The organism is Cytobacillus solani (assembly GCF_001420595.1).
GTDB lineage: Bacteria > Bacillota > Bacilli > Bacillales > Cytobacillaceae > Cytobacillus > Cytobacillus solani.
In genome coordinates, this window is the sequence record NZ_LJIX01000006.1 from 3,677,664 (window position 1) to 3,692,201 (window position 14,538).

11 protein-coding genes are annotated in these 14,538 nt (G+C 38.5%); all 11 read right to left on the reverse strand.

Features of this window, described 5'->3' with window-relative positions:
• Nucleotides 1–14: 14 nt before the first annotated feature.
• Nucleotides 15–662, reverse strand: a complete 648-nt coding sequence (locus AN957_RS20325; protein ID WP_053477197.1) for an amino acid ABC transporter permease — start codon at nt 660–662, stop codon at nt 15–17.
• 80 nt (nt 663–742) lie between these two features.
• Nucleotides 743–1,519, reverse strand: a complete 777-nt coding sequence (locus tag AN957_RS20330) for a transporter substrate-binding domain-containing protein (protein WP_053477198.1) — start codon at nt 1,517–1,519, stop codon at nt 743–745.
• Between the two features lie 131 nt (nt 1,520–1,650).
• Nucleotides 1,651–2,232 (reverse strand): ribosome biogenesis GTP-binding protein YihA/YsxC, encoded by a 582-nt coding sequence (gene yihA / locus AN957_RS20335; protein WP_053477199.1) that lies wholly within the window; start codon nt 2,230–2,232, stop codon nt 1,651–1,653.
• Nucleotides 2,229–4,556: an endopeptidase La gene (gene lon / locus AN957_RS20340; RefSeq protein ID WP_053477200.1), complete on the reverse strand. Its 2,328-nt coding sequence runs from the start codon at nt 4,554–4,556 to the stop codon at nt 2,229–2,231. Before lon ends, yihA begins: the two co-directional genes overlap by 4 nt.
• Nucleotides 4,557–4,759: 203 nt before the next feature.
• Nucleotides 4,760–6,427 carry an ATP-dependent protease LonB gene (gene lonB, locus AN957_RS20345; protein ID WP_053477201.1) on the reverse strand — a complete coding sequence of 556 codons (1,668 nt, stop codon included), beginning with the start codon at nt 6,425–6,427 and terminating at the stop codon, nt 4,760–4,762.
• A 216-nt stretch (nt 6,428–6,643) separates the two neighbouring features.
• The gene (gene clpX, locus AN957_RS20350) at nt 6,644–7,909 is read right to left on the reverse strand and encodes an ATP-dependent protease ATP-binding subunit ClpX (protein ID WP_053477202.1); all 1,266 of its coding nucleotides are present in this window, start codon (nt 7,907–7,909) and stop codon (nt 6,644–6,646) included.
• 440 nt (nt 7,910–8,349) lie between these two features.
• Nucleotides 8,350–9,633 (reverse strand): trigger factor, encoded by a 1,284-nt coding sequence (gene tig, locus AN957_RS20355; RefSeq protein WP_053477203.1) that lies wholly within the window; start codon nt 9,631–9,633, stop codon nt 8,350–8,352.
• A 162-nt stretch (nt 9,634–9,795) separates the two neighbouring features.
• The gene (locus tag AN957_RS20360) at nt 9,796–10,818 is read right to left on the reverse strand and encodes a tetratricopeptide repeat protein (RefSeq protein ID WP_053477204.1); all 1,023 of its coding nucleotides are present in this window, start codon (nt 10,816–10,818) and stop codon (nt 9,796–9,798) included.
• 102 nt (nt 10,819–10,920) lie between these two features.
• On the reverse strand, nt 10,921–11,514 hold the full coding sequence (gene leuD / locus AN957_RS20365) for a 3-isopropylmalate dehydratase small subunit (protein ID WP_053477205.1): 594 nt from the start codon (nt 11,512–11,514) through the stop codon (nt 10,921–10,923).
• Between the two features lie 19 nt (nt 11,515–11,533).
• Nucleotides 11,534–12,946 (reverse strand): 3-isopropylmalate dehydratase large subunit, encoded by a 1,413-nt coding sequence (leuC, locus tag AN957_RS20370; RefSeq protein WP_056685906.1) that lies wholly within the window; start codon nt 12,944–12,946, stop codon nt 11,534–11,536.
• A 457-nt stretch (nt 12,947–13,403) separates the two neighbouring features.
• Nucleotides 13,404–14,516 (reverse strand): 3-isopropylmalate dehydrogenase, encoded by a 1,113-nt coding sequence (gene leuB, locus AN957_RS20375; protein ID WP_053477207.1) that lies wholly within the window; start codon nt 14,514–14,516, stop codon nt 13,404–13,406.
• Nucleotides 14,517–14,538 lie beyond the last annotated feature (22 nt).

Below are 14,538 nucleotides of genomic sequence, written 5' to 3' on the forward strand. Positions count from 1 at the left end.
TTATCTTCCCTCCTTTAATCGCTGCTAGACATTTTTTTCTCAATTATTCTTACGATAATAGAGAAGAATAGAACGAGAACTAGATAATAGACAGCAACAATAAGCAAGTAGCTCATATAATCATATTTAAGAGAACCGTGCGTGGTTGCAACATTAAAGAGCTCGTACATGCCAATAAACGAGGCGAGCGAGGAGTCCTTTAAAGCAATAATGAATTGATTTCCTAACGGTGGAAGCGCTCTGCGGCTTGCTTGCGGCAAAATAATTCTTCTCATTGTTAAACCCATTGTCATTCCAAGTGAGCGGCCAGCTTCCATTTGTCCATGATCAATCGATTGAATAGCCCCTCTGAAAATCTCTGCAATATAAGCCCCGTTATGAAAGGCTAGTCCTAGTACAACAGCCAGAAAATCGGAAATATTAAAAGCAGTTAATCCAAAGTAGAAGATAAAGATCTGGACAACAAGCGGGGTGCCACGAACTAAGAAAATGTATAAATCAGCAATCCATTCCAGTATTTTTATATTGGATATTTTTAAAAAGGCAAAGAATAATCCTATAAAAATGGCAATAAAAATAGAAACGATTGTTATTTCAAAGGTGAGAAGCATTCCTTTTAAAAAGACTGGATATGTGTCGATAAATTTTGTTAATAAGTCCACAGGTTTCCTCCTTTAAACATGTTATGCTTATGAAAAAAGACGAATGTAATTTCTGCTACATTCGCCCGGTATGTTTATTCCTACTCAGGAACAACAGTGATATCCTCACCGATATATTTTTTGCTTATTTCTGTTAGCGTTCCATTCTCATGCAGGTTTTCAAGCGCTTTATTAATTTTTTCTAGAAGCTCTGTATTTTCTTTTGCCACAGCAATGGCTTGTTCACTGCGGCCAAGCAATTCTTTGCCGACAATATTCATTCCAGCACCGATTGCTTCTTTTCCTGTGATAAAGTCAGTAATAACCGCATCATGCTTTCCTTTGCTTAATGCCTCTAGAGCTACTACATCGCTATCATAGAATTTAATATTATTTGTAGCTTTTTCTGCTTCTGTTGTATATGTAGTGCCTTTTGCTACGGCAACTTCCAGCCTTTTTAAATCATCAAACGTTTCCACTGAGCTATCAGGACGAACATAGATTTGCGGACCAGAAAAATAATAAGGAATCGAAAAATTAACGGCTTCCAATCGTTCTTCAGTAATTGTATGACTTGCTACCGCTGCATCAAATCGACCCGATTTAACACCTTCGACAATTCCGCCAAACTTAAATTTATGCTGGACTGGTTCCAGTCCTAATTCCTTTGCAACAGCTTCTCCAACTTCAATATCGAACCCGCTCATTGTTCCATCTTTATTCGTTACACTGAATGGATTAAACTCACCTGAAGATGCATAAGTAAACTTACCATCATCTACTAGTTTCATGCCTTTATTCGACGCTTCTTTTGATCCGCATGCAGCTAGTACAACTATAAGCAAGAGCAAAAATGCGCCTTTCCAAAAATGTTTCACTAGTGTAAATACCCCCTTTATTTTTTAGCTTAATATTTGTCCTACCCCATTCTATGTTTTTGAATCCTCTAAAATTCGCATTTTATATAATAAAAAGAATCCCATTGCATATTTGCAATGGGATTCCATTCTTACATATAAGCTTGTAATAATGCCCAAGCCTGATCTTTTCCCTGTCCTGTTTCAGAAGAAAAGAGAATGATATGATCATTTGGGTCTAATTCTAATGTTTCTTTAGCTACTTTCAAATGCTTCTGCCATTTGGATTTTGGAATCTTATCTGCTTTTGTTGCGATAATGATGCACGGAATTTCAAAATGCTTTAAGAAATTATACATCATCACATCATCCTTTGATGGCGGGTGACGAAGATCAACAATTTGAACAACAGCCTTGAGCTGCTCTCTATCCTTTAAATATGTTTCAATCATTTTCCCCCAAGCTTCTCTTTCCTTCTTGGAGACTTTCGCATAGCCATAACCAGGTACATCGACAAAATGCATGATTTCATTAATGAGATAAAAGTTTAATGTTTGTGTTTTTCCTGGCTTCGATGATGTTCTTGCTAAATTTTTTCGATTGAGCATTTTATTAATAAATGAAGACTTCCCGACATTCGATCTGCCCGCTAAGGCAAACTCTGGTAAAGCTTCAACAGGATATTGTTCTGGTTTTACCGCACTAATTACGATTTCAGCCGAATTTACTTTCATCCTTGTTCACCGCCATTCAATGCATGTTTTAGAACGTCATCAACATGAGAAACAAGGACAAAGTTAAGATCTTCCCGGACACTTTCAGGGATATCATCAATATCCTTTTCGTTATCCTTAGGAATGATAATCTTTGTAAGCCCAGCCCGATGTGCACTTAATGATTTCTCTTTCAAACCGCCAATTGGAAGAACGCGTCCTCTTAAAGTAATCTCACCTGTCATTCCTACCTCTTTACGGATCGGTTTTCCGGAAAGTGCAGATACAAGTGCCGTTGTAATTGTAATTCCAGCAGATGGTCCATCTTTTGGAACCGCTCCCTCAGGTACATGGATATGAATATCATATTTTTCATGGAAGTCTTCTTCAATACCCAATTCCTTTGCTTTCGAACGAACATAGCTAAACGCTGCTTGTGCCGATTCTTTCATTACATCGCCAAGCTTCCCTGTTAAAACGAGCTTCCCTTTTCCCGGTGCTAGAGAAACTTCAATTTGCAGTGTGTCTCCGCCAACCGTTGTATAAGCTAACCCAGTAGCCACTCCAACTTGGTCTTCCAGCTCTGCCTGGCCATAACGAAACTTTGTTTTCCCAAGGAAATCTTCTATGTTTTTCTCCGTTATCACTACTTTTTTCTTTTCACCAGAAACAAGAATTTTTGCCGTTTTTCGGCATACTGTGGCAAGTTGGCGTTCTAAGCTGCGCACACCTGCTTCTCTCGTGTAATAACGAACGATTTTTTGAATCCCGTCTTCTCTAATCTGAAGTTGAGACTTTGAAAGCCCATGCTCTTTAATCTGTTTCGGCAAGAGATGATCTTTCGCAATATGAATCTTTTCCAGTTCTGTATAGCCGGCAATTGTAATAATCTCCATTCGATCACGGAGTGGACCAGGAATGGTTCCTAAATCATTTGCCGTTGCAATAAACATTACCTTAGAAAGATCATATGGCTCTTCAATATAATGATCACTGAAATTATGATTTTGTTCCGGATCTAACACTTCTAACATTGCTGAAGATGGGTCGCCACGGAAATCATTCGACATCTTGTCTATTTCATCTAAAAGGAACACAGGATTAATGGTACCTGCTTTTTTCATTCCTTGAATAATACGGCCTGGCATCGCTCCTACATAAGTCCTTCTATGACCACGAATCTCAGATTCATCACGTACCCCACCTAAGGAGATTCGGACAAATTTTCGATTTAGAGAAGCAGCGATTGAACGGGCTAGACTTGTCTTCCCCACTCCTGGAGGTCCAGCAAGACATAGAATTGGCCCTTTCAATGAATTGGTTAGCTTTTGAACTGCCAAATATTCAAGAACGCGCTCCTTTACCTTTTCAAGTCCGTAATGATCCTCGTTTAATATCCGTTCAGCTTTATGAATATTTAAATCGTCTTCCGTTGCATGACTCCATGGCAAAGCAACTAGCCATTCAATATAGTTGCGAATAACCGCACTTTCAGCTGAACTAGAAGGAATCTTTTCATATCTGTCCAATTCCTTTAGGGCTGTTAGTTGAATATGTTCTGGCATGCCGGCTTTTTCAATTTTTTCCGTGAGGGCAGCGATTTCCCCTGTCTTTCCTTCTTTATCACCAAGTTCTTTTTGAATCGCCTTCATCTGTTCACGTAAATAATATTCCTTTTGCGTTCGTTCCATCGATTTTTTAACTCGCTGACCAATTTTCTTTTCTAAATTTAGAACTTCTTTCTCATTATGAATAATTTCAATTACTTGATTCATTCGCTCTTTTATATTGGTCGTTTCTAAGATTTGTTGCTTTTCCTTTAATTTTAAAGGAAGGTGTGAAGCGATAATATCAGCCATTCTTCCTGGTTCCTCAATATCCGCAACCGCAGAATACGTTTCAGCTGAAATTTTCTTAGAAACCTTTATGTACTGCTCAAAATATTCAAGCATCGTTCTCATCAATGCTTGGTCTTCAACATCCTTTGTAGTTGGTTCTTCAAACACTTCCACACTGACAGCATAATGACTGGTTTCATCATAGAATTCAATAATTTCAGCTCGTTGAAGACCTTCTACTAACACTCGAATCGTTCCGTTTGGAAGTTTAAGCATTTGTTTGACACGTGTTAATGTGCCTCTTGTGAACAAATCTTCTTCTGCAGGTTCATCTATCGAGATCTCTTTTTGTGTAGTTAGGAAAATTAAATGGTCATCTACCATCGCTTTTTCAAGTGCCTGTACCGATTTTTCACGGCCAACATCTAAATGAAGAACCATTGTTGGATAAACAAGCAAACCCCGAAGCGGCAGGAGGGGGACGATGATTTCTTTCTTTTTCGCCAAACTAAAACACCTCCAAATGCAAATCTTTATAAGCATAAAATTTCTAATAATTTCTTTGTACAATTCTATCGTATTTATAAGATAGTGTCTAATTTGAAATGCGGAGGCGGTTTGGTCACCCCCGACAAGCACAAGACAAGCCAAAACGCATAAATAAAACTTCGGCTTTTCGCATCCATTGCAAGCCGAAGTTTTTTCACCAACTAAATGCTTTCTTTTTTCACCAGTTCGACTGAAGCCGTTATCGATTGCTCCATATGAATATTCTTTAGAAGGGCTAGATCAAAAACTTCATTCAAATGGCTTACAGGAACAATCTTTATTCCTGTAATTTCTTTTAAAATGGATTGCATGTTTTCTTCAGGAATAATCACTGTTTTTGCACCAGCTTTTTTCGCTGCTTTAACCTTTGGATACACACCACCGATCGGTTTCACATGCCCGTGAATACTTATTTCTCCTGTCATTGCTACTGTATGGTCAATTGGAAGCTTATAAATAGCGGAATATATCCCGGTCGCCATTGCGATTCCTGCAGAGGGCCCATCAATGGGAACTCCTCCTGGAAAATTCACATGAATATCGTAATCATTCGCAGGAACACCCATTGAACGAAGAACAGTAATTACATTTTCAATGGACCCTCTTGCCATACTTTTTCTCCGTATCGATTTTCCTTGTCCGCCGATACTTTCCTCTTCAACGATCCCAGTAATATTGATACTTCCTTTATCAGTGGCAGGAATGACAGTCACTTCAATTTCAAGAAGGGCACCCGTATTCGGCCCGTATACGGCAAGACCGTTAACTAGACCTATAGCTGATTTCTCATTTATTTTTCTTTCCATTCTAGGAGTAAGCTGACTTGACTGAATCACCCACTCAATATCTTCATCCTTTATGTAATCTCTATCTTCCGTTATTGCTAATCCAGCTGAAATCTGAATAAGATTGACTGCTTCACGCCCATTTCTTGCGTACGATGCTAGTATTGTTAATGCATTTTCACTAATCGTGAGATTGACCTTTTTAGCAGCCTTTCTTCCAATTTCAATAATTTCCTCTTCTAATAATTCTCTGAAAAATACCTCCATACATCTTGAACGAATCGCTGGGGGAATTTCACTTGGCGTTCTTGTTGTTGCACCAATTAATCTGAAATCGGCTGGAAGGCCATTCTTAAAAATATCGTGAATATGATTAGGAATTTGAGTATTTTCTTCATTATAATAGGCACTTTCAAAAAGAACTTTTCTATCTTCTAATACCTTCAATAATTTATTCATTTGTATTGGGTGAAGCTCGCCTATTTCATCAATAAAAAGTACCCCTCCATGGGCATTGGTTACCGCTCCTTGTTTCGGCTGAGGTATACCAGCTTGTCCCATTGCACCAGCTCCTTGATAAATAGGATCATGAACAGAACCAATAAGAGGATCAGCAATCCCACGTTCATCAAAGCGAGCAGTCGTTGCATCTAATTCAATAAAAACAGAAGACGGTTTAAACGGAGACTTGGCTGTTTTCTTTGCTTCTTCTAATACGAGTCTTGCTGCTGCTGTCTTTCCAACACCTGGTGGTCCATAAATAATTACATGCTGCGGGTTTGGACTGCATAAAGCAGCTTTTAAAGATTTGATCCCATCTTCCTGTCCAACAATATCCGCAAAACTAGAAGGCCGTACCCTTTCCGCCAGAGGCTCTGTTAAAGAAATGGCTCTCATTTTTTTTAATTGATCCATTTCTTTTTTTGACTCCCGATCGATTGAAACCTTTTGAGTCCGCTGGTTTTTTAACAAATTCCAAAAATAAAGCCCAATGACAATTCCAAAAAACAATTGTATAAATAAGGCGATCCCCGTCCAACTCATACTTTTCCCTCCTGCATTAAAAGTTCTCGCTGATAATGCTAGTATCTCCTTCACAGAGTTGGAATAAACAAGAATCTGTTGTAAAAAATTGGGCTGCAAGAAATGCGGAAGCGCCTTAGATCATCGCCGTACAAACTGGAAGTGCCACGAATGAGATAAACGAGACACAATGAGAAAAACCAAACCCTATAATGGTTTGGCCTCTCTAAATTTTATTCAAGCTGAAGTTTTTCGTTCCTCATCAATAATTGTACCATCTTCAAGAATCAGCTTTGGTGAAGCATTATCAGTGATCGCTTCTTTCGTAATAATGCATTTCTTAATATCCTCACGTGAAGGAAGCTCAAACATCACATCTAACATGATTCCTTCAATGATAGAACGCAGTCCGCGAGCACCTGTTTTACGTTCAATTGCCTTTTTAGCAATTTCAGTAAGTGCCTCTTCCTCGAACTCAAGCTCTACTTCATCAAGTTCAAGCATTTTTTGATATTGTTTAACAAGCGCATTTTTTGGCTTTGTTAAAATTTCAATTAATGCTTCTTCATCTAATGGTGTTAGACTTGAAATAACTGGAAGACGACCGATGAATTCTGGAATAAGCCCAAATCTTAATAAATCCTCAGGAAGTACTTTTGATAACAGGCTCTTTTGATCAAGTTCATTTTGTTTCGTATCTGATCCAAACCCAATGACCTTTTGACCTAATCGGCGTTTAATAATTTGCTCAATCCCATCAAAGGCTCCACCACAAATAAACAAAATATTTGTTGTATCAATTTGGATAAATTCTTGATGAGGATGTTTACGTCCACCTTGAGGTGGTACACTTGCAACCGTTCCCTCTAATATTTTCAACAGTGCTTGCTGTACCCCTTCCCCAGATACATCTCTAGTAATGGATGGGTTTTCAGACTTTCTCGCTACCTTATCAATTTCATCAATATAAATAATTCCCTTTTCCGCTTTTTCAACGTCATAGTCAGCAGATTGAATGAGCTTTAAAAGGATGTTCTCTACATCCTCTCCCACATACCCTGCTTCTGTTAATGAAGTCGCATCAGCAATAGCAAACGGAACATTTAAAATACGGGCTAATGTTTGTGCAAGTAATGTTTTCCCGCTTCCAGTCGGCCCGATCATGGCAATATTACTTTTTGAAAGTTCCACATCATCAATTTTGCTGTTAGAGTTAATGCGCTTGTAATGGTTATACACGGCAACGGATAACGATTTCTTTGCTTGGTCTTGACCAATGACATATTCGTCAAGAATATCTCGGATTTCTGACGGCTTTGGTACATCTTTAAATTCTACTTCTTCTTCTGTTCCAAGCTCTTCTTCTACAATTTCTGTGCAGAGTTCTATACACTCATCACATATATAAACACCTGGTCCGGCAACAAGCTTTCGTACTTGATCCTGTGTTTTGCCACAGAATGAACACTTTAATTGCCCTTTTTCATCATTAAATTTAAACAAATCCTTCACCCCTTGAAAACTTCAAATCATTATATTAAGCTTGTGCGAATCATATGCAAACAAATAAAATTCAGCCGTTTGTTACTAAATATATTAAGCACGTAATCCAATGCTCATCCTATTTAGACTTACCTTTTCTTACAACAATTGTTATGTATTGCATTGTAACACATTTCCACTTTGGACAGGAAATGAAAACTCTTAATTACTTAATTAGATTATGTATGACTGCTTGCATAGCGGATTCGTTTAAGGTTGGCTGTAAAAAAAGATATTCTAAATAAGCTTAACCAATTATGGTCAAGTTAAGTCAATAGATTTTATCCAAAAACTTCATATGTATGTGTATGTATTATCATTTCTTCTATTCTATTGTACAAAACAAGGCACGATTACTCGCGCCTTGTTCATTATGTTTTATCTAGCTTTAATAATATTTATTAAACAGTTTTACTGTTTTCTACAATGAAATCAACTGCTTTTTTAACTTGAAGATCTGCTTTTATGCCTTCAAGACTGCCTAGAGCTTTTTGGATATTTTCAACTGTCATGTTGTACATTTCAGCCATTTTATTAAGCTCTGCAGTTACTTCTTCATCTGTTACTTCGATGTTTTCTGCTTTTGCAATTGCTTCAAGTGTTAAGTTCATACGAACACGCTTTTCAGCATCTTCCTTCATTTGCTCACGTAATGCACTCTCTTCTTGACCTGAGAATTGGAAGTAAAGCTCAAGATTCATTCCTTGCATTTGCAGGCGTTGTTCAAATTCGTTCATCATACGGTCAATTTCTGTATCAACCATTACTGATGGAAGATCAATTTCTGCATTTGCAGAAGCTTTTTCCACTACAGTATCTTGAACAAAATGTTCAGCTTCATGCTTCTTGCTTTCTTCAAGACGAGTTCTTAGTTTTTCTTTAAGAGCAGCTAAAGTTTCAACTTCTTCATCTGCGTCTTTTGCAAATTCATCATTTAATTCAGGAAGTTCTTTCGTTTTGATTTCATGAACAGTCACTTTAAATACTGCAGGTTTTCCTGCTAATTCAGCAGCATGGTATTCTTCAGGGAAAGTAACTTCAACATCTTTTGATTCTCCAGAAGCAACACCAACTAATTTCTCTTCAAATCCTGGAATGAATTGACCTGAACCAAGTTCAAGAGAATAATTTTCTGCTTTTCCGCCTTCAAATGCTTCTCCATCAACAAATCCTTCAAAGTCCATAACAACTGTGTCGCCGTTTTCAGCTTTGCCTTCTTCTTTTACAACAAGCTCAGCAAGTCTTTCTTGCATAGACTTTAATTCATTGTCAACATCTTCTTCTGTTACTTCAGTATCAAACTTTTCTACTTCAAGCCCTTTGTATTCGCCTAATTTAACTTCTGGCTTTACAGTTACAGTTGCTTTGAAGATTAAGCTCTTGCCTTTTTCAATTTGCTCTACATCAATTTCAGGACGATCAACTGGCTCAATACCAGTTTCTTCGATTGCATTTGCATATGCTTCTGGAAGAAGAATATCAACTGCATCTTGATAAAGTGATTCAATACCGAAACGCTTTTCGAACATTCCGCGAGGCATTTTTCCTTTACGGAAACCTGGTACATTTACTTGTTTTACTACTTTTTTGAATGCAGCGTCTAAACCTTCATTAACTTTTTCTGCATTTACTTCAATTGTAAGAACCCCTTGGTTCCCTTCTAGCTTTTCAAATTTTGCAGACATAAATTTAATTCCCTCCAACAATCTATTATCATTTCATACGTAACAAATGGATATGGATAAAGCTTGGTTAGCAAGCTTTATACATTTTTAACATAAAAAATACCATCTACATATACAACCATTATATTATACCACACGTTCCTTTTCTTTCAACAAGGAAGACTAAAAATCGGAAGATGAAATTTCTTCAAGCTGTTTTAATTCTAGCAGTGCAGCTTTCATCTCTTCTATTCTCACATCATATAGCAATACGAGTTCTTCATCCATGCTTAAACCTAGGTATTCAGCTATGAGGGCATGATAGGCTGCTGCCCAAACTTTTTCCTCATACGTATCTAGCTGAAACGGATAGAGAATAAAAGAATGGCGGCTAATTAGGCTTTTTATATTTTCAAACAAGATTGGGTCTTCATGCTCGATTTGGCTGCTAAGGAGGTGAAGTAGCGACTCTATCTCTGGCTGCTTATGAACAGGAGGAAGCTGAACCGGAATAACCGATAACGTTCTTCCCAGCTTTTCAACAAGGACTTCTTTGTCATATTCATGCTCAATTAATACATTAAGCAGCATCGTTTTGAAGAAAGGAGATCCCTCCTGCGAGTGGAGATATGTACTTATCTCACCAATATACGCCCGAATATTTTTCTCTGCTAACTGGGCAGCCAAATTCATTTGTGCTTGTTGGGTCTTGAAAGCGAACAAATCAAGGTCTTTATCCAATTCTTCCATTGCCGCTTCTTCATCTTGCATTTCAGGCTTGTCCTTTGCCATTCTCCTGCTAAATTCTAACATTTGGGTAAAGCTTTCATATTTTTCCGTTGGAATCTCCTTTTCCTCTAATAGAATCTCTATCGTCGTTACAATTTCATCATATTGATGAAGCTGAACAAGAATCATTAAGTATAAGTCAATAATTTGGATGTATTCCCCAATTCCCTTTTGCAGCATATCCGCCGCTATTTCCTTTGCCTTTTGCAATGATCCCCATTCAAAATATGCGAGTACTAATCCAATATAAATATCGCTATTTTCTGGGTCTAATTGTTTTGCTTCTTCTAAGTGCTCGGTCGCTTCCCGGAATCTTTTCTGTTGCATTTTTTCAAGCCCTTTTTCAAGAAGCCTTTTTTCCAGATCGGGAAAAAGGATTACTTTATTATTTAGTTTTTTCCGATCTCGTTTCTTCATGCAGTCCCCGCCCTACTTGATTTTGAAGTAAGTTTAGCATGAAAACTTTAAAAAAACAAAAAAGATCCACAGCTCTCACCTCCGCTGTGAACCTTTTGGCAATCATGATATAACCGCTCTGGAACGCTCAAATTGTGCTATTTTCTCATCTAATTGCAGGGTAATTTCAATTTCGTCCCATCCATTTAAAAGCATCCTCTTCCAATACGCTGTGATCGGAAAGGAGGCTAAAAAGCCATTATTATCTGTTACCGTTTCCTTTTCGAGATCAATCGTTAAGTGGTATGGCTGATTTTGTGCCTTTTCAATTAAATACGCTACTTCTTCTGCTTGCAGTTTGAGAGGAAGCATCCCATTTTTTAAGCAATTTTGATGGAAAATATCTGCAAATGATGGTGCAATCACAACTTTAAAGCCGTAATCCGACAGCGCCCAAGGCGCATGTTCTCTAGAGGATCCACACCCAAAGTTCTCATTGGCAATTAGGATCGATGCACTTTGATTTTTCGGCTGGTTCAATTCAAAATCAGGATTCTCCTCGCCTTCTTTTGTATACCGCCAATCATAAAATAAATATTGACCAAACCCTGTTTTCTCAATTCTTTTCAAAAATTGCTTCGGAATAATTTGATCTGTATCTACATTCGCCCGATCCATTGCAACTGCTTTTCCTACTATCGTTCTAAATCCACTCATATTTTCACATCCTTTTTATTTACAGTGCTTCAACAGATACCTTTTCACTGACATCAACAAAACGCCCATATAGTGCGGCGGCAGCAGCCATCACTGGGCTGACTAAATGCGTTCTAGCGCCTGTCCCTTGTCTCCCTTCGAAATTACGATTTGAAGTGGATGCACAACGCTCCCCGCTTGGAACAATATCATTATTCATACTCAGACACATGCTGCAGCCTGATTCCCGCCATTCGAACCCAGCCTTTTGAAAAATTACATCTAATCCTTCAGACTCAGCTTCCTTCTTAACTTGCTGAGATCCTGGTACGACTAAAGCCCTTACAGTTGGGTGAACATTTTTTCCTTTTACCATTTCAGCGGCTTGACGTAAATCTTCTAAACGTGAATTTGTACATGAACCAATAAACACATGTTGTATTTCAATGTCAGCAATTTTCTGTCCTTCTTTTAGACCCATGTAATCAATTGCTCTTTCTAGCGACTTTTGTTCGAGTTCATTTTTACAATCTTTTAAGTATGGAATAGAATCTTTTATACCGGATGTCATCGAGGGATTTGTTCCCCAGCTTACCATCGGTGTAATTACATTCGCATCAATCATTATCGTCCGATCAAATCCGGCATCATCGTCAGATGCAAGCTCTCTCCACTGCATGACAGTCTTTTTAAACGCTTCTCCTTTTGGTGTGTGCTTCCTTCCTTCTAAATAAGAAAATGTTGTTTCATCCGGGCTTATCAAACCAGCTCTTGCGCCTCCTTCTATTGACATATTACAAATGGTCATCCGCTCTTCCATTGACATCCTTTTAATAACCTCTCCACAATATTCAATGACGTGCCCTTGCCCAAAATTGACACCATGTTTGGAAAGAATATAAAGGATGACATCTTTAGACGTAACCCCTTTTCGAAGCTGTCCATTTATTTCGATTTTTAATGTTTTCGGTTTCGTTTGCCAAAGCGTTTGTGTCGCTAACACATGTTCCACTTCGCTCGTACCTATTCCAAAGGCAATTGCTCCCAATGCCCCGTGTGTAGAAGTATGACTGTCACCGCAAACAATCGTCATCCCCGGCTGTGTTAGTCCAAGCTCTGGACCTATCACATGAACGATTCCCTGCTCTGGACTGTCCATTCCAGCAAGCGGGATGCCGAATTCCAAACAGTTTTTTTCCAAAGTCGTCATTTGATTTAAAGCAACTGGGTCATCGATTTTATATCGATTAACGGTTGGTACATTATGATCCATCGTCGCAAACGTTCTCTCTGGTTGTCTAACTCGTCGTTTTTTCATTCTCAACCCAGAAAATGCCTGTGGGGAGGTTACCTCATGTACTAAGTGAAGATCAATATAGATTAAATCTGGTTCCCCTTCCTCTTGATGGACTACATGCTTTTCCCATATCTTATCAATAATTGTTTTCCCCATTTTTTCCTCCTGCTTTCTTTTTTAAAAGAAACACGACCATGTTTGGTCGTGTTTCCTATTAATAAATTTCATTTCTGCCATTGCTGCTACTCGGCCCTTTAGGATCAACAAAGCAATCCAACTTGAAGGAGAGAGAACAATTATCAAGTAACACCTTGCTCACCTTGATTTCAGTAAATAAGTAATTTTAGATAAATTGGTACTCAATAGGGGCTATTGATTCCTCAACATGTGTAGTTTTAGTTCAAACTGCACTCAATAGAGGCTATTGGTTCCTCTAAATGTCTAGTTTTAGTTCAAACCGGACTCTATATGGGCTATTGATTCCTCTAAATGTCTAGTTTTAGTTCAAACTGGACTCTATAGGGGCTATTGATACCTCTAAGTGTGTAATTTAAATTCAAACTGTACTCAATAACGGTAGACTGTCGCCCCTATGCGAGCAGGCTTCGCTTTTCTATGCGTACGCACTCATGATATGCATAATTGCTTCATTATCCATAAGTGTTGCTTTTACTTCTTCAACCATTTCTTTAGTTGTTACAGGCTTTTTGCCAAATGTCATAATATCTTTTGTTCTGTATCCTGCTTCAAGCACTTGGTTTACAGCTTGCTCAACCGCTTCAGCCTCCTCATGCATACTAAATGATAGACGAAGCATCATGGCAGCTGACAGAATCATAGCTAGTGGATTTGCTGTATTTTCCCCTTCAATATCAGGTGCTGAGCCATGGATTGGTTCATAAAGATATGGGCCATCTTCAGATAGACTTGCTGAAGGAAGCATGCCTAATGATCCAGTTAAAACGGATGCCTCATCGCTTAAAATATCGCCAAACATATTCTCGGTAACAACGACATCAAAACGTTTCGGTTTTTTAATCATTTGCATGGCTGCATTGTCTACAAGCATGTGTTCAAGTTCGACAGCTGGATATTCTTTAGCAACGGATTCTGCTACTTCCCTCCACATTCGGCTGGATTCTAACACATTTGCTTTGTCGACAGAAGTTACTTTCCCTTTTCTTTCTTTAGCAAGCTGGAATGCTAGTTTAATCACTCTTTCCATTTCTGCTCTTTTGTAATAAAGCGTATCCACTACTTCGTCTTCACCATTTTTTCGTGTACGCTCGCTCGGTTTGCCGAAATAAAGACCGCCAGTTAATTCTCTTACCATGACCATGTCTACGCCTTCAATTACTTCCTTGCGAAGCGGTGAAGATTCTGCAAGACTGGCATAATAGCTCGTTGGTCTAAGGTTCGCATATAGACTAAGTTCTTTTCGAATTTTTAATAGTCCACGCTCAGGACGAAGGTGGGTAGGCTGACTTTCCCATTTCGGACCGCCAACTGCACCTAGTAAAATCGCATCGCTTTGTTTACACAGCTCAATTGTTTCATTCGGAAGTGGGGACCCAACCGCATCGATTGCTTCTCCACCGATTAATCCGTATTGAAAATAGAACTGGTGTCCGAAACGCTCTCCAACAGCTTGCAAAACTTCAATAGCTCCCTTAGTCACTTCTTTTCCGATTCCATCTCCTGGTAGTACTGCGATACGTTTTTTCATTGTTATCCCTCCGTCTTGTGAT

Bases quoted from the DNA above. Each gene is read 5' to 3' on its own strand.
- yihA (WP_053477199.1), bottom strand. From the start codon at position 2,232: ATGAAAGTAAATTCGGCTGAAATCGTAATTAGTGCGGTAAAACCAGAA.
- lonB (WP_053477201.1), bottom strand. From the start codon at position 6,427: ATGAGTTGGACGGGGATCGCCTTATTTATACAATTGTTTTTTGGAATT.
- tig (WP_053477203.1), bottom strand. From the start codon at position 9,633: ATGTCTGCAAAATTTGAAAAGCTAGAAGGGAACCAAGGGGTTCTTACA.
- AN957_RS20360 (WP_053477204.1), bottom strand. From the start codon at position 10,818: ATGAAGAAACGAGATCGGAAAAAACTAAATAATAAAGTAATCCTTTTT.
- leuD (WP_053477205.1), bottom strand. From the start codon at position 11,514: ATGAGTGGATTTAGAACGATAGTAGGAAAAGCAGTTGCAATGGATCGG.
- leuC (WP_056685906.1), bottom strand. From the start codon at position 12,946: ATGGGGAAAACAATTATTGATAAGATATGGGAAAAGCATGTAGTCCAT.
- leuB (WP_053477207.1), bottom strand. From the start codon at position 14,516: ATGAAAAAACGTATCGCAGTACTACCAGGAGATGGAATCGGAAAAGAA.